This is a genomic window from Martinezella sp. CNPSo 3732, assembly GCF_057784515.1.
In genome coordinates, this window is the sequence record NZ_JBXSOO010000014.1 from 25,393 (window position 1) to 40,848 (window position 15,456).

The 15,456-nt window shown below is 59.1% G+C and carries 18 protein-coding genes; 8 read left to right on the forward strand and 10 right to left on the reverse strand.

Going from position 1 to position 15,456, the window contains the following annotated elements; all coding sequences use genetic code 11:
- The first annotated feature begins 83 nt into the window (after window positions 1-83).
- On the forward strand, window positions 84-977 hold the full coding sequence (locus AC13RM_RS21055) for a helix-turn-helix domain-containing protein (protein ID WP_374819901.1): 894 nt from the start codon (window positions 84-86) through the stop codon (window positions 975-977).
- A gap of 42 nt (window positions 978-1,019) precedes the next feature.
- Here AC13RM_RS21055 and AC13RM_RS21060 read toward each other — a convergent pair whose 3' ends face one another.
- Entirely contained in the window at window positions 1,020-1,847 is an 828-nt protein-coding gene (locus AC13RM_RS21060; RefSeq protein ID WP_374819899.1) for a helix-turn-helix transcriptional regulator, read from the reverse strand.
- 97 nt (window positions 1,848-1,944) lie between these two features.
- Here AC13RM_RS21060 and AC13RM_RS21065 point away from each other — a divergent pair, with 97 nt between their 5' ends.
- On the forward strand, window positions 1,945-2,874 hold the full coding sequence (locus AC13RM_RS21065; RefSeq protein ID WP_374819897.1) for a phytanoyl-CoA dioxygenase family protein: 930 nt from the start codon (window positions 1,945-1,947) through the stop codon (window positions 2,872-2,874).
- Window position 2,875: 1 nt separating this feature from the next.
- Here AC13RM_RS21065 and AC13RM_RS21070 read toward each other — a convergent pair whose 3' ends face one another.
- Window positions 2,876-3,508: a putative nucleotide-diphospho-sugar transferase gene (locus AC13RM_RS21070; RefSeq protein WP_374819895.1), complete on the reverse strand. Its 633-nt coding sequence runs from the start codon at window positions 3,506-3,508 to the stop codon at window positions 2,876-2,878.
- On the opposite strand from AC13RM_RS21070, the gene AC13RM_RS21075 reads away from it, so the two are divergent.
- The 3 genes from AC13RM_RS21075 to AC13RM_RS21085 all read left to right on the forward strand — a co-directional run bounded on the left by AC13RM_RS21075 (window position 3,500) and on the right by AC13RM_RS21085 (window position 4,631).
- Entirely contained in the window at window positions 3,500-3,844 is a 345-nt protein-coding gene (locus tag AC13RM_RS21075) for a hypothetical protein (protein WP_374819893.1), read from the forward strand. The two genes, AC13RM_RS21070 and AC13RM_RS21075, sit on opposite strands and share 9 nt — an antisense overlap.
- 9 nt (window positions 3,845-3,853) lie before the next feature.
- Window positions 3,854-4,021 (forward strand): hypothetical protein, encoded by a 168-nt coding sequence (locus AC13RM_RS21080; protein WP_167078018.1) that lies wholly within the window; start codon window positions 3,854-3,856, stop codon window positions 4,019-4,021.
- A gap of 385 nt (window positions 4,022-4,406) precedes the next feature.
- Window positions 4,407-4,631, forward strand: a complete 225-nt coding sequence (locus tag AC13RM_RS21085) for a hypothetical protein (protein ID WP_113228697.1) — start codon at window positions 4,407-4,409, stop codon at window positions 4,629-4,631.
- A 72-nt stretch (window positions 4,632-4,703) separates the two neighbouring features.
- On the opposite strand, the gene AC13RM_RS21090 is transcribed toward AC13RM_RS21085, so the two are convergent.
- Together AC13RM_RS21090 and AC13RM_RS21095 are read right to left on the reverse strand one after the other, a co-directional pair.
- Window positions 4,704-5,183: a pyridoxamine 5'-phosphate oxidase family protein gene (locus tag AC13RM_RS21090; protein ID WP_113228698.1), complete on the reverse strand. Its 480-nt coding sequence runs from the start codon at window positions 5,181-5,183 to the stop codon at window positions 4,704-4,706.
- A 60-nt stretch (window positions 5,184-5,243) separates the two neighbouring features.
- Complete coding sequence (locus tag AC13RM_RS21095) at window positions 5,244-5,510, reverse strand: hypothetical protein (RefSeq protein ID WP_113228699.1); 267 nt, start codon at window positions 5,508-5,510, stop codon at window positions 5,244-5,246.
- A gap of 257 nt (window positions 5,511-5,767) precedes the next feature.
- Between AC13RM_RS21095 and AC13RM_RS21100 the strand changes: the two genes are divergently transcribed.
- The 3 genes from AC13RM_RS21100 to AC13RM_RS21110 all read left to right on the forward strand — a co-directional run bounded on the left by AC13RM_RS21100 (window position 5,768) and on the right by AC13RM_RS21110 (window position 7,969).
- On the forward strand, window positions 5,768-6,058 hold the full coding sequence (locus tag AC13RM_RS21100) for a hypothetical protein (protein ID WP_113228700.1): 291 nt from the start codon (window positions 5,768-5,770) through the stop codon (window positions 6,056-6,058).
- 51 nt (window positions 6,059-6,109) lie between these two features.
- Window positions 6,110-6,652, forward strand: a complete 543-nt coding sequence (locus tag AC13RM_RS21105; protein ID WP_113228701.1) for a DUF1269 domain-containing protein — start codon at window positions 6,110-6,112, stop codon at window positions 6,650-6,652.
- A 219-nt stretch (window positions 6,653-6,871) separates the two neighbouring features.
- On the forward strand, window positions 6,872-7,969 hold the full coding sequence (locus AC13RM_RS21110; protein ID WP_113228702.1) for an FUSC family protein: 1,098 nt from the start codon (window positions 6,872-6,874) through the stop codon (window positions 7,967-7,969).
- 72 nt (window positions 7,970-8,041) lie between these two features.
- On the opposite strand, the gene AC13RM_RS21115 is transcribed toward AC13RM_RS21110, so the two are convergent.
- The 6 genes from AC13RM_RS21115 to AC13RM_RS21140 are packed head-to-tail and all read right to left on the reverse strand — an operon-like array spanning window position 8,042 to window position 15,370.
- Entirely contained in the window at window positions 8,042-9,145 is a 1,104-nt protein-coding gene (locus AC13RM_RS21115) for an ABC transporter ATP-binding protein (RefSeq protein WP_374819889.1), read from the reverse strand.
- Window positions 9,145-11,253 (reverse strand): ADP-ribosylglycohydrolase family protein, encoded by a 2,109-nt coding sequence (locus AC13RM_RS21120; protein ID WP_488555501.1) that lies wholly within the window; start codon window positions 11,251-11,253, stop codon window positions 9,145-9,147. The genes AC13RM_RS21115 and AC13RM_RS21120 overlap by 1 nt, the downstream gene beginning before the upstream one ends.
- A 32-nt stretch (window positions 11,254-11,285) precedes the next feature.
- Window positions 11,286-12,119: a carbohydrate ABC transporter permease gene (locus tag AC13RM_RS21125; RefSeq protein WP_488555502.1), complete on the reverse strand. Its 834-nt coding sequence runs from the start codon at window positions 12,117-12,119 to the stop codon at window positions 11,286-11,288.
- Window positions 12,116-12,961 carry a carbohydrate ABC transporter permease gene (locus AC13RM_RS21130; protein WP_488555503.1) on the reverse strand — a complete coding sequence of 282 codons (846 nt, stop codon included), beginning with the start codon at window positions 12,959-12,961 and terminating at the stop codon, window positions 12,116-12,118. The genes AC13RM_RS21125 and AC13RM_RS21130 overlap by 4 nt, the downstream gene beginning before the upstream one ends.
- A gap of 51 nt (window positions 12,962-13,012) precedes the next feature.
- A complete protein-coding gene (locus AC13RM_RS21135; RefSeq protein ID WP_488555504.1) occupies window positions 13,013-14,332 on the reverse strand; it encodes an ABC transporter substrate-binding protein in 1,320 nt (439 codons plus the stop codon).
- A gap of 24 nt (window positions 14,333-14,356) precedes the next feature.
- The gene (locus tag AC13RM_RS21140; protein ID WP_488555505.1) at window positions 14,357-15,370 is read right to left on the reverse strand and encodes a LacI family DNA-binding transcriptional regulator; all 1,014 of its coding nucleotides are present in this window, start codon (window positions 15,368-15,370) and stop codon (window positions 14,357-14,359) included.
- Between the last annotated feature and the right edge of the window lie 86 nt (window positions 15,371-15,456).

The window sequence follows — 15,456 nt, forward strand, 5'->3', positions numbered from 1 at the left end:
CCTTGAGATCATGATCAATGCTACGTCCGGATTCCCGTCGCGACCATGGACAAAGGGAGCAATTCGCTGGTACTTTTTCCGGCATGTCGCAGAAGAACGAGATCCCGAATTTCTTTGTCTATGGCGTGCCGAGCCGGGCGCTGGATGTCGGATTCCTGCATGTGGAAACGGTCATGGACCGTAAAACGCTGCATTTCGGGCATGTCTCATCCCATAAACACCCGCTGATGGGGCAGATCACCTATTGGTACAAGGGCGGTGGTCGCTACCGGATCGAGGATCGGACTTGGAATTTTTCCGCTCCGACGATCAGCTTCGTACCGAGCAACATCATTCATGGATTCGATGTCGATGATCAGTCCGATGCCATCGTCGTTTCGGTATCGGACGACACTTTAAAAGCTTTGGCGCCCCAGGTGGATCTCAGCCTTGACGTGCCGACCTTTCTGACGGCGCGGCCGGACGATCCTTCCTGGCAAAAGGTCGATACCCTGCTGCAAATGGTCAGCGCCGAGTATCGCGAGCGCGGTGGCCAGAGCGAAAAGGTCATGCTCGGTCTGATCGGCGTGGTGCTGTCGCTGATGAACCGGCTTGGCGGCAGCGCGGCGCTGCCATCGGCCTCGCCGACCGTGGCGCTTGCCCTAGCACTGCGCAGCGCCGTCGACCAGCATTACAAGAGCGATTGGCCGGTCGGTGACTATGTCGACCTGCTCGCCACAACGCCGCATCTGCTCGACAAGGCGGCGCGCGAGGTATTCGGGCACAGCGTCAAGGAGATGCTTTTGGACCGGCGGCTACTGGAAGCCAAGCGCCTGCTGATGTTCACCATCCGCTCCGTCGAGGATATCGGCCGCGAAGTGGGTTTTGAAGATCCCGCCTATTTCTCGCGCTTTTTCCGCAAGCGGGTGGGGGAGGCGCCGGCGGCCTGGCGGCGCCGGAATTTGGAGCGGGAGCCATCAGATAATGATGCGGCGTAGCAAGGGGTGGTCGTTGCGACATGTCCGACATATCTTGATCGATCAGCTTCTCCGGTAGCGGGCGCGGAATTCGCGCGGCGTACAGCTTTCGCGCTCATGGAATAGCCGGGAGAAGTAGAACGGATCATCGAATCCGACTTTCGAGGCGATGATCTCGATCTTGTCGTCCGTCATCGTCAGCAACTCCTTGGCACGGTCCATGCGCACACGAAGCTGAAAGCCCTTTGGCGGGAGCCCGACTTCCGCCGTGATTTTTCGGCGCAGCGTGGCGGGAGACATGCCGTATTCAGCGGCAAAAGCTGTCATATCAAGGGATTGTGTCGCTCTTTGGCGAAGCGCCTCGATGATTTCGCCGATATCCGAGCCTTGCTGAGGGGAGGGAACGGCCCGGCTCGCCTGCCGGGCAGCCAGAATGACGATCTGATGGAGAGCGCAAGCGGCAGTGGCTCTCGACAGGTTGGTATCTTCGATAAGGTCGTCGTGGATAGTGCCGAAGAGACGCTGCACATTGTCGAGATTGCGCAAGGTAATGAGCGGATTCTGCTCGCTGATAAGGCTAAGGCGCAGAAAGTCGCGCGCGAGGGAGCCTTCGAAAAGCGCCCATCGCTCGCTCCAGCCTTCAGCATCGGGGCCGTAGGAGTGCTGGCGGTTCGGGAAGAGCCAGAAGAGCGCCGGGCCTTTCACGCTTCTGCGGCCGCCGGCATCCGTTTCGAGAAAGCCTTGGCCGTTCTCGACGAGAACCACAGCATAGCTCGGCAACTTCCGCGCCCTGACTGCATGCATGGCATGCTGCCTGCCGCTGCCCGTGACCGCCAGCCCTCCGGCGGCCGCAAGTGGCGATCGGTAAATAGCATGTGTCGCCGGTTTCATGATGAGCGAAAAGTCCAGTATCCCTTTTGTCCATGTAGTGAACCATCACTGACTGCTAGATTCAACGGGCAATCAATTCAAACCCTGGGCGAGTGAAATGTCGATTCCCTTGCAGACCGTGCCCTCCGGCGAGAGTGCGCTCAATCTTGTTGCCAATGGAAAGGTTCTCTCCACTGCGCCCCATCGGCTCGGTTATCTCACCCCGACCGATCCGGGCATCGGTGTCGAGGCAATCCGCATGCTTTACGAGGAGAACGGCTATGTGTGGCTCAAGGGATTTCTGCCGCGCAAGGACGTGATCGAATTTCGAGGCTGGGTCTTCGGCCATATGGCGAAGACAGGGCTGATTGCGGAAGGAACGGACCCGAGGGACGGGATATCCTCTGCTTCGGCGCCGGAAGGCAAGGAGGTCGATCGTTGCCTGATGTCTCTCGTACGCTCGGTCGCCTACGAGGGTTTTTGCGCGCAGCCGCGTCTTTCGCGCTTCATGGACGAATTCCTCTCGGGCATCTCCTATCTGCACAAGCGCAAGATCATGCGCCATGTGCGGCCGGGAACGACGACGGCGACACCAGCCCATTACGATCTGGTCTATCTTCGCGGCGGCACCAGCCGGATCGTGACGGCATGGATACCGATCGGCGATATCCCGATCAAAATGGGCGGGCTGACCTATCTGGAGGGATCGCATGCGATCGGTGCCCGGATGGAGCACGAGTTCAGCGAAAAGAACAGAGATCTCAGTCCTGAGGAACGCGTGAGCGCCTATAATCGAAATATGACGGAGGGTGGCTGGGTTTCGAAGGATCTGCCCGACATGGCAGAACGCTTCGATACGCGCTGGCTGGTCGCTGACTATGAGGCAGGCGACATCATGCTCCATTCACCATTCATGATACACGCCTCGACCACCAATCAGGACAGGCAGCACAGACTGCGCCTGTCCACGGACATTCGCTATCAGAACGTCGAGGATGAGATCGATGCACGATGGAATAACCATTGGACGCTCGGCGACATGCTGTGATTCAGGTTTGATTCTGTTGCAGGCCCGTTCGAAGCGGCCCCCAATTGTCATCCTTTAGCACGCGTTCGATTTCCTCGACACGATCGCGACGGCGCTTCAGCCGTTTGCCGATGCGGCCAAACCAGCGTTTGCGCTTGGTCGCTTCGCGGCTCGCCTGTAGCTGCTCGATGAAGACGTCGCCGACAGATCCATTTTCGACCCGATCGAATATCCAGCAGAAAGAGGCAGGCAATTTAGCCACCTTGAATTGCGGCTTCGGGCTTGCTGCATCCTCGGTGATGATTTCCTCCAGAACGACCTGATCCCACGCGTCGGGCTTTGCAAGGCATCCTTGCCGCCAGCGCTCGATGAGCTGCGCCGCGCCAGGCGTATCGTTGACGAGAATGGTCGCGCTGATAAGGCGTTCATCGCCTTCGTAATAGACGGCAATGTCGCATTCGAGTTTACGAAGTTCCGGCCAGGGATTGCGGTGGAAGACAGCATCGACGTCGACATAAAGCAAAGGTCCGCGCAGCCTCGCCCGTTCTCGCAGCAAAAAGCCGGGTTTAAGCCCGGCATTCAGCACCCAGCTGCCGGCGCTTGGCACTGCCGTTGCGTATACCTTTAGCCCGATCCGCTCCGCGGAATGGGCCATCCGCTCTTTTTCCTGTTCGTAAAAACTGCCCTCGGTAAAAAATGCCACAATCGGGCCGTCGGCGGCTGTTGCCTGGGATGTGCGTTCGGCCAGATCCCGTTTGGCTGGGAAGGGGACGATCAATGCACGCTGCTGCGGGCTCCAGGGACGAATTTTATTGAGGATATTCAAGAAGGCACCTTCGGGATTTGTGAGCTTCAATCTAATTTCCGCCACCCTGAAGCGTTGCGGACAAGATTGAGAGTTTGGATGAATGGAGCATTTTGTCTGGCCGACGACGGAAACGTCACATCGCTGCGTTCGTACCGGATTGGCAAACCGTTTGATCTTCGCTAATCGATTGTCATGTCCGATAATGTCATCAAGTTTGAACGCCGTCCGAAGCCGAAACCGCCGAGACAAACGCCTCCTTGGCTCAAGCGTTTGTTGGTGATCCTGGCCGTCATTGCATTTTTCGTAGCAGCCTTTGCTTATTTCACGCTGAAGAACGGCGCAGCTGGCCCAACATTCTGACCAGCTCGAGACTTATGCGATTTTGGGTCGATTGTTCGATCAGCTATGGGAGGGCGGTGCTTTGATTTGCGCGCTTTGCGGCTGCATTATGGCCTTCAGGGCCCTGACTTGACACGAGCGGGCAGTCTCCGCGCAACGACGTTTTGATCGCACGCATTTTCGAGACCGGTCGTCCTAGCTTTCCGTGGAAAGCCGTTGAGCTTGGACGCGGTCATCTCCCGGCAAGATTTTCTTTTGCGGGTGATGGAGAGGTTTAGTTTGATATTTCAATTTATTAACGGAAATATTTTGCCTCATTGAGGCCTGGTCGCGGGTGGAAGTTCATCCTCAAGTTTCTATATTTCAGGGATGTTCATGGTCTGACAAACAGGAAGAGGAGCAGGACATGACGTTGACCTCGCAAGACGTCACCACCGTACTTGGCCCTGTAGACGAGACCCTTATCGCTGATATTGTTGCGACAGGCGCAACGCCAACGGAGCTGTCCGAGGCGTGGGCCTGGGTCAACAGCGATGAGGCTTTGATCGGCGAAGGCCGCCATCTGCCGGATGGCAAGGTGGCAGCGCTGGTGGAACTGCTTTCCGCCGATGACGAGGAATGGGAAGAATAGCAATTCGCGCCCTTCTCAGGGCTTGATGCAAGCCATGCCGCCACATATGCGCGGCATGGCTGGGTTTAAAGGTTATAGCTCGACTTTAACGTTGTCGCCCATGTCGGGTCTGGAATTCGAGACCGCGGCGGCCGCCATTTTGATGTAGCTGATGATGCTGCCGGGGCTATCCCAATATTCGGCGAAGACAGGCGTCACCTTCAAAACGCGGATTGAGGGATCGTCGGCACTGTCCCACCAGGCCCTGGCGCCCGTGGACCAGAGATCCCTGACGCGTTCGCGGTCGTTGCTGACTTCAGCAGTGCCGGAGATCGAAACATATTTCTGACCCCGGGTGTCGGCGAAGGCGAGGCAGACATTCGGCCAACGGGCGATCTCCTCATCCTTGTGGCCCGCAACATCCGTCAGGAAATAAATCGCATTTTCAATCGGTTCGGGATGCGCAGCCATCGGCCGTGCGCGCAGGCTTCCAGATATTTGCGTGGTCAGCATGCAAAAGCCGATCTTGTCGACCAGCTCCCAAACGCGGGCGTTCTCATCGGTGTCCGTCATGGCTGTCTCCTGTTCTTGATTGCAAAAGGATGGAGCGGGTGAAATCATCTCGATGAAGCCCTACGGCTGCTCGCGGGTTCCCGGTGCAGCCTCGCGCTCCTCAGCGTCTTCGAGATCGCTCTTTACGACGAAGGCATCACCGTGCTGGCGCACGGCCTCCTTCTCCGCTTTGATATTGGGCAGGTCGTCGGGAGTGCGCTCCTTGACGTGCTCCGACGCCGCGTCGATCTCGCCTTTGGTTTGGTCGGCCGGAACGGATCCGATGCCGTGATGCGTGGCGTCATGCTCGGTCCTGGCCTTGCCTTTGTCTCGTCGCGTGTCCGTCATGTCGATCTCCCTATGCGTCGCGTCATGTCGAATGCAGCACGGCCGAGAGCTTTCCGCGTGAAAAGGCGGCCGGGCCATATCGATCAAACCGTATGGCAGCCGCATTGTTCCGTATCGACCGCGACGTGATGACAAGGTTTCGCGGCCCGTGGGGTGGGCAGAAGGGAACCTTGAACCCGAATTTGCGTCTTCCTACGTGAGTAGCAGTCGAGGCTTTATGAGCTCGGCTGCAATCACGTCTGTTAGGAGTGACCAAAATGGAAGATAGAACCAGAACCATCGAAGACCTCAGCGTCGAAGAGCGCGAGGAAATCCTCATTGACGCCGCCCGGACGCTGGAGGGCAACGCACGCGAGGCTCTCGTCGAAGGCAATCAGCAATTTGCGGCGCTTTCCACCAATATGGCGGAAGCGATCCGCGTCTATGCCGACGAACTTGCTCGCGACGATCCCGAACAGGCGGAAGAGTTGCTGCAGCAGGCTGTCGCAATGATCTCGCAGTTCAATGCTACTCATCCTTACCGGTTGATCAGCACGGCTGTTCACTAGTCGGCCCGATGCCCTACTTCTTGCCTCGATAACACGACCCGGAGGATTTCGATGTCAGAACTCATAGTGCTTGGTTTCGATGATGCCGATAAGGCGGATGCTATCCTTAACCGTCTTGTTCAGCTCGAGAAGGAATATCTGATCGATCTGGAAGATGCCGTTATCGCCGTTCGTGACGAGTCCGGTAAGGTCCGTCTCAAGCAGAGCGTCAATCTGACCGCCGCCGGTGCCGCAAGCGGCGGCCTTTCGGGTGCGTTGTGGGGTTCGCTCGTTGGCCTGATCTTCCTCAATCCTCTTGCGGGCCTGGTGGTCGGCGGTGCGATCGGTGCCGGCTCCGGTGCTCTTGCCGGATCGATGGCCGATTACGGCATCGATGACGGCCTCATCGAGAAGCTCGCCGAAACCATTCCGGTGCATAGTTCCGCACTCTTCCTGCTGATCCGCAAGGTTCAGCCCGAGAAGGTCCTCGCCGAATTCAAGGGCGAGCATGCGCGGCTGTTGCGCACCTCGCTTTCACCGGATCAGGAAGCACGGCTGCGACAGGTTCTCGTTGAGGAGACCTCGCCGACGTCTGCGGCGTCCGCCACGGTTTGAGCGTAAAATCCGATCCGTAACCGTCGGTCAAAGCCGTGCTTCCGTAGAGGGGCATGGCGAGACACTGGGTGATTTGCCATTATTCGCTCTCCTTCCATATCAGGCCGAATACTGCCATTGTAAGTCGCGGATTCGTCCCGCGATTGGCGTTGCAGCGGGGGGAGGGGCAAGACCCTAACGGCCATTGTCAGCATACGTTTTCAGACCAAAAGTTGCGCGATGACAGAGCCCGTGTCGCCTCAAAGCCAGCCCCCGCCCAAGCCCAGCATATCGCTGATCCAGACCAAGCGCGCCGCTGTGCAGGCACTACGGGTCATGATCGCCTGCACGATTACCTATGCCGTTTCCCAGCTTCTACACCTTCAGCAAGGCTATTGGGCCGTCTTCACTGTGTTGATCGTCATGCAGGCATCTGTCGGCGCGACGGCCGGCATGGCGGTCGACCGTCTGGTGGCGACTGTCGCCGGAGCTATGCTTGGAGGGGCGGCGGTGTTCGTCACACCGCCCGAGCCGCTTACTGTCGGGATCGCGCTCATCTGTGTCGTTGGCTTTTCGAGCTTTGTGGCGGCACGCGTCCCTCGCCTGCGCAATGCCGGGTTGACGGCGGCGATCGTCATGCTGACCCACTCCGCCAACGTCCCTGTCGAAATTTTCGTGATCGACCGCATCGCCGAAATTACCCTGGGCGGTGTCGTAGGCGTGCTCGCCAGCCTCTTCATCCTGCCGACGCGTTCGCGAACCATCGTGCTCGATCGTTTCGGATCGGCCCTCGATGTTATGGCGCGGATATTGCGCACTCTGGCAACCGCAGTCGAAAAAGGCGAGCCCGTCTCGGCTTCAGAAGCCAATATCGCGCTGCGTCAATCGCTGATGGCAACCGAAACGCTTTTGACCGATGCCCAGCGCGAGCGCGCCTTATGGTTGACGAAGCATGGGATTTCAGAAGCCATTCCTCGCTCCCTCTGGCGCATTCGCAACGACATGACCTATGTCAGCCATATCGTGGAAACGCCCTTCCCACCAGCGATCGTCGAAGCGATCGGGCCACAGGCAGGGCGGGTGCTGGAGGCACAGGCTCGCTTCGCGGAAGCATGTGGCCAGGCGCTGCGTGCGGGCGGCGAGATCGATCCCAAGCTGCTCTCGGCCGGAGATGAGGCCTTCGAAGCCGCTTTCAGCGCTCTGCAGAATTCGACAGAGGCCCAATCGATGGGCTTCAGCGAAACCGGCCGTCTGTTTGGCCTTGATTTCACCTTGCGCCGGATGCGGCAGAATTTTCTCGATCTTGCCGACCGGATCCGCGAAAGCGACGTCAAATGAAGGGATCAGCACGGCATGACGGCCCGTTCTTCATCGATCGCCGGCTCCGTGTAGTCTCATCCGAAAGCCGTGTCACGAATGCTGCAGGTTTCGCTCGACGGCCTTTTCGGTTAGCCGGCGTCCGCCCGCATCGAACAGGCAGATCCGTTCTGTCCGCGGCTGCAGCCAAATCGTCTCTTCCGGTTCGATATTGAGCCGGTCATGGAAGACGGTGACGATTGTCTGCCCGCCCACGGTCGCCGTTATATGCGTCTCGGAACCAAGGGGCTCGACGACCACCACGCGCGCGGGAATTCCGACATTTGCGGGCGAAAGGGTGAAATATTCCGGCCGGATGCCGTAAACGCCTTCCACGCCGGAAACCCTGGGTGCATTGTCGGGCAGGGGCAGCAGGATGCCGTCATTGGTCTTGAAGACAGGCTTTCCGCCATCAGTGTCGAAGCGTCCATTCAGCAGGTTCATGGCAGGCGAGCCGATGAACGCGGCAACGAAAGTGCTTTGCGGGTTGTCGTAAAGCTCGAGCGGCTTACCGATCTGCTCGATATGGCCGCCGTTCATGACGACGATGCGGTCGGCCATGGTCATGGCTTCGACCTGGTCGTGGGTGACGTAGATGGTCGTCGTTGCCAGGCGCCGGTGCAGGCTCTTGATCTCGGCGCGCATGGCGACGCGCAGCTTCGCGTCCAGATTGGACAGAGGTTCGTCGAACAGGAAGACCTGCGGATTGCGGACGATCGAGCGGCCCATGGCGACGCGCTGGCGCTGGCCGCCGGAAAGCTGTCGGGGATAGCGCCCGAGAAGATCGGTGAGGCCGAGAATCTGTGCGGCATGTGCCACGCGCTTCTGCTTTTCCTCCTTGGCGGCTCCGGCAAGTGTCAGCGAGAAGGCCATGTTTTCGGCGACCGTCATATGCGGGTAGAGCGCATAATTCTGGAAGACCATGGATATGTCGCGTTCTTTGGGCGGCAGGTTGTTGACGACGCGTCCGCCGATGCTGATCGTGCCGCCGGTAATGTCTTCAAGGCCGGCGATTATTCTGAGCAGGGTTGACTTGCCGCAGCCCGAGGGGCCTACAAGGACGACGAATTCGCCGTCGGTAATGTCGGCCGAGACGCCGTGGAGAACCTCCACGGCGCCATAGGCCTTGCGTGCCTTATCGATGGTGACCGTTGCCATCATACTCCTCCGATCCGGATCTCGTTCGACGACAAGGCGCCTTCATGAATGAGAAGGCCGACGCCGCCGTCACGGAAGGCATCGGCGGCGGTATCTTCAGCCGTCACCGAAATACCGTCGGCCTCGAAGGTGATGCGTGCACCCTGCGCCGAGACCTTCATGGCGATATGCTTGTCGAACTCGATCTTGAAGGCGGTTTCGGCAAGGACCTTGGTGTCCTCGTCGCGCACCTTGACGATCTGCATCTTGCCGTCGCGCGTCACGCGGGCGCCATAGTAGCGGCGCAGGCCCTGAGCGCGGATGGCAAAGCCGCCGTAATTGCCGAGATGGATCATCACCTGACCTGAGGCCTGGTAGTCGGTCCATTGGCGCGTGCCATGAATGATGATGCCTTCGCCTCGGTTCTGCGCGATGCGGAAGGCGGCCGGAAAGCGCTTGGAGAAGAAGCTTGCGCCATTCACCCAGGCCATGCGCCAGAAATCCCCATCGCCAGCAGGGCGCTTGAGCGTGAGCTTTGGTGCACCGTCCCAACGGAGATAGTCGACGAACAGGCGGCCATCGGCACGCTTACCGGTGCCGGTTATGGCGATGCCGATCTCTGCGATCGGCTGGCCGTCGGTCTCGGGAAGGGTCCATTCGAGAGTGGCTTCCGAGCCGGGCTCGATGACAACCGCAGCCGAGTCGATGTCGCTCAACTGGTCGCGCTCGTCATAGACGCGGATACGCAAACGCGTTTCGATCGCTCCCCGGTTCTGCTGGTCGGCCTTGACGCGGGCCTTCACTTTCTGACCGGGATAGACGAGCGGTGTCGCCATCAGGTCGTAGGTGCGCATGTCGAGCATTTCGCGCGGCGAGAAGGTCGGCGTCGTCACCACGGCGCGTTGCGCCGGGCCAAGGGCTTCGTAATCGATCGTCAGCGCGCGGCCGCTCTCGAATTCGGTGTTGCCGACACGCACGCCACCTGCCGCGTCGAGACCTGTCAGCGGTCGGAAGCCCTGTTGGCTGCCGGGGAGCGAGAAGTGAAATTGCGCCCCGTTCTTTGGGGCCTCGAGCGACTGTTGCCCGGCAAGCTGAAGACCGAGATTGGTCAAGAAATAGGCCTGACGCACGGCATCGTTGATGGAATTGCCGCCGTCGGCAGAAGAGATCAGCATGCGGTCGGCGATAGGGCCGCGGAAGTCCGGCCCTTCGGCAAGCCCATCAAGGCCATTCATGATGCCGAGCAGGCAGCCGACGTTGCCGGCGTTGCAATCCGTATCCCAGCCCGACGTGTTGACGATCATCTGCGCCTTCTGGAAATCGTCCGGCGCATAGAGCACCGTCATGATCATCAGCGCGTGATTGGGCATGATATGGCAGTTGCCGGGATATTTGTCGTAGCCGTAATTGTCCTGGATCTTCTGGCGCGTGTCGCGCCAATCGGGATGAGCCTTGTGCCAGGCCCTGATGTCAGCAATCAGCTTGGCGATCTGGCTGTCGCTCGGGATCTGCTTCAGCCCGGTATCGATCAGGTGGTCGATGTCTGATGCGACGAAAGCTTCGGCCTCCATCGCCGCCCACAGCATGGCTGCATAGACGGACTCGCCATCATGGCTGACCTTGCCGGCCTGTTCTGCGAGCTTGGCCGCGAGTTCCGGCTGGCCGGGGGCGACCATCGCCCATCCGTCGATGAAGATCTGGGCGCCGATCTGCTCGGCAACGCCCTGGCCATTGGTGGCGATCGAGCCGGAATGCGGGGCCGGCACACCCTTCTTGAGATTGAGCCAGGCCGTGTGTTCGGTGGAGTTGCCATTGCCGCCCCACCAGAGAATCGAGCGCTCCTCGACGATATAGTTGAGCCAGGCCTTGCCGATTTCTTCAGCCGAGAGGCTCGGCTTGATGCCGTAATCTTCCAGCGCGCGGATGAAGGTGAAGGTGCCGGCGACATCGTCGTCGGTGACGACGAGCGGTTGGTTCAGGCGCTCATGCACGTAGTATTCGATCGGGCCGAGTTCTTCCATGATCTTCTGGTATGTCCATCCCTCGAAAGGACGGCCAAGATAGACACCGATGAGCTTGCCCAGGACCCCGGCATAGACACGTTCGAGATAGTCGTTTGGAAGCTGCATTGCTCACTCCATAGATTGTTTGAAAAAATCGCTCAGCCTTTGACGGAGCCGCCGGCCATGCCCTCGATGAAGCGCTTCTGCATGAAGACGAAAAGCGAGACGACAGGCACGACGATGATGAGCGCTGCGGCCATGATCTCACCCCAATCGGAGCTGTACTGGCCGGACAGCAGGAAGAAGGCGATGACGGCCGTCATGTTCTCTTGCTTCTGCAGGAAGGTCGTGGCGATCAGGAACTCATTCCACGAATTCAGACCGATGATCAGCGCCACGGTGAGGATGCCCGGCGAGACGATTGGCAGCATCACCCGCCAGAAGACCTGCCAATGCGTGGCGCCGTCGACGATCGCTGCTTCCTCAAGCTCCTTTGGAACCGCCAGGAAATAGGTTCTGAGCAGCATCACGGCAAAGGGGCTGTAGAGCGCGGTGTAGATCAGCGCCACGCCGAAGATGTTGTTGATGAGCCCGAGCTTCGCGAAGCCGAAATAGAGCGGGAAGATGTAGAGCTGGATCGGTGCGGTCGTCGTTGCCAGCAGATAGAAGGTGAAGATCTTCCAGCTTTTGATCTTGCGGCGCGCGATGACATAGGCGGTCAGCGACGATGTCGTGCAGACCAGCACGATTGTCGTGCAGGACACGATCAGCGAGTTGATGAAGGTCTGCGAGAATTTCGCGTGGTTCCAGGCATTGGCAAAATTCTGCCAGCGGATGGGCTGCGGCAGGCCGAGTGGGTTCTGCACGATCTGAGCCGCCGGCTTCAGCGAGTTCAGCACTAGAAGCGCGATCGGGAAGAGGGCGACGAAAGCGAATATGCCGAGAAGGATATAGCAGACCCAGAGAGTCAGGCGGCTTTCCACGAGCCTCATTGTTCGCCCTCCCTGATCTGGATGCGCACGTAGAAGAAGGTGCCCACCAGCCCGAACAGGCTGATGACGAGGGCTGCGGCGGCCGCCTGCCCGACGTTCAGATCATAAAAGGCTTTGCGATAGGCGAGTGTCGAAAGCAGTTCGCTCGAAAAGGCTGGGCCGCCTTGGGTCAGGATGTAGACGAAATCGAAGGCGAGGAACGACCAGATCACGGTCATGATCATCATCAGCGTAATCGTCGGCCGGATGCCGGGAAGCAGCACATAGCGCATCATCTGGAAATAGGTCGCGCCTTCGATGCGGGCGGCTTCGATCTGCTCCTGCGGCACCTGCCGCAGTGCGGCGAAAAAGATGACGCAGAGAAAGCCCCACCAGTGCCACAGGTCGACTGTTGCGACGCCGAAGAGTGCGATCGGTGGCTGGGTCAGCGGATTGGAGATCGGCAGCCCGTATTTCTTGAGGAGGCCGAAGACGCCGGTCACGGGGCTATAGATCATCCCCTGCCAGATGCGGGCCGTGATTGCGGTCGCGATGACGACAGGCAGGAAGTAGACGACCTGGAAGAAATTGCTGCCGCGTCGCACGATCAGCAGCATCGAGGCAGCAAGGAGCCCCATGAGGATTGGCATCGTCAGGAAGACGACCGTCCAGACGATGTTGTTGCCGAGCGCCAGCCAGAAGACGCGGTCGTCGGCAAGCGCGCGGAAATTGTCGAGACCCGCAAAGGTGGGCGGGGAAATGCCGTCCCAATTGCAGAAGGCGAGTGCCACCGTCAGCAAAGCAGGGACGAGGACGATGATGATATTAATGATCATCGTCGGAACGAGATAGAGTCGGTGCATAATATCCTCCGGACGAGGACGGCGCTTTCAACGCCGTCCTGCGGCGGCTTTTCAGACGCGGGGCGGGACCGCCGGCGCCTTGCCGGCGTCACGTTCCTGCTTGAAGGTCTCGTCAAGCTTCTTCAAGAAGTCGGCCGATTTCGTTTTCTTGAGCCAGACTTCTTCCATGCCGCTAACCAGATAGGTGTCCGTGGCCGGCGGCAGGAAGGTCCAGGTCGTGTAGCCGTATTTGCCGGCGGCGACTGCGCCTGCCAGCTGCTTCATTGCGTCCTCGTAAAGAGGCAGGACCTTATCGGAGAGTTTGACCTTGGAGAGATCGGCCAGCGGCAGGTTCCATTCGCCCTGCCAGACGGAGTTCATCTTGCTGTAGTAGTCGTCCGTGAACATGTAATCGAGAACGGCAGCGGCGCCATCGGCATTGCCCGACTTGGCGTTGATCGACAGCGTCGAGCCGATGCCGAGCGCGAAGATCGGATCGCCTTTCTCGCTCGGGAAGCCGACGAAACCGGGGTCCGCATTGTTCTGCGGGAAATAGGTCTGGACGTTGGTGAAGTTCCAGGTGCCGGTTGGCGCCATACCGGCCTGGCCGCTGGCGATCTGCGCAAAGGCCTGCTCGAGCGTCAGCGAGAAATAGTTGTCGCCGAAATATCCCTTGTCCCACCACTCCGCGAGCTTGTCGATCGAGTGGACGAAGGCGGGATCGGTCCATGGGATGGCGCCGGTCAGCGCCTTGTAGACATTCTCTGGTCCCGCAATCGAGTTGAAGGCGATCGAGACATAATGCTCGTTGGCAGGGCGCCAGTCGGCATTGCCGGCGCCAAACGGGGTCAGACCCTTGGCTTTCATTTCGTCAGCAAGCGCCTCGAAATCTGATATCGTCGCTGGCACTTTCCATTTGTTCTGGTCGAACAAGGTCTTGTTGTAGAAGAGGCCGAGCGTTTCGTATGTCTTTGCGAGCGCATAAAGCTTGCCGTTGTAGCGGCCGAGATCGAGGAAGAGCGGCAGCAGACGCTCGTTCCATCCATATTTCTTGGCGTAGTCGTCAAGCGGCATAAGCTGACCAGCCTGTGCCATTGCAGCGACATAACTCGGGCCAGCTGTGAAGACGACATCGGGGCCGGTGCCGGCCAGCATCGCGACGCGCAGCTGCTTGTCGAGATCCGAGCCGCGGAAATCGATGCTCAGGAGGTCTTCGGGATGCGCCGCATTGAACGGGTCGATCAGAATGTTCTTGAGGTTATCCTGGTTCTCCGGCGAAGCGGATTCATACCAGAAGGATATGGGCTTCTGATCCGCCGCGAATGCGAAGCGGGATATAAGCGGCAGGGCAGCCACGCCAAGGCCGGCTTTCAAAACTGTACGTCTGTGCATCGGTTTTCTCCTCCCGATTTGATTTTATTCGTTGCTCGTCGAACCCCTGACGATGAGATCGAAGGGCATTTCAACGGCAGTTCCAGCACCGGTTTTCTGTCCGCGAAGGCGATCCATCAGCGTCTGCGCGGCACGTTCTCCCATTTTCCATTGAAATTGCGCGACCGTCGTCAGCGTCGGGGTGACGAGCTTGGCGGCGGAAATATCGTCGAAACCGACGACGGCGATATCCTGGGGAATGCGGATGCCGTGTTCACGCAGCGACTGCATCACCCCGATCGCCATCAGGTCGTTTGCGGCAAAGATGGCGGTCGGGCTGAAATCACCCCCAAGAATGCTATCGGCCGCGCGCATGCCGCCCATCTCGGAAAATTCGTCATCAATGACGACGTGATCGGGATGGCCGAGTTTTGAGAGCGCCGTACGATAGCCTTCGATACGATGGGCCTGCGGACCGCCGCGACCGGCGACGAGCGCGATGCGCTTATGACCGAGGCCCAACAGATATTCCGTCACCGTCTGCGCCGCTGCCCTGCTGTCGACATAGATGTCGTCGATCGGGATTTCGCCACCGCGCTTTTTGGATGATTCAATTCTCACTATGGGAACGCCGGCCTCGACCAAGGGATTGAAATCCTTGGCCTTCAGCGTGAAGAAGACGCCGACCACGCCATCGACACGGCCCTGTCGGGCCCAATCGAGAAAATGACGTTCGCGCTCGGGCGTCCCGTCCGTGTTGACCGTGATCACATCGTAGTTCTGGCCGTCGGCGATCAACTGAATACCGCGAATCAAAGACGGATAGAACGGATTGGTGATGTCGGGCACGATGCAGGCGATGGTCATTGTGCGGCTCGTCTTGAGCGCTTGCGCAAAACGGTTAGGGACGTAGCCGAGGTCCTTTGCCGCCTTCGTGATGCGTGCCCACGTCTCCGCCGGGATGGATGCTCCGCCGCCGCTCAGCACCATGGAAACGGTGGCCTGCGAGACCCCCGCAGCCCTTGCGACATCCTTTTGCGTTGCTCGTCCGTTTGTCATCGCTCGCGTACTTATACGTATTAGTTATACGTATCAATAGAATGCATGTTGCCTGCTGTCAAGCTGGCTCTCGGCGCACACAACCG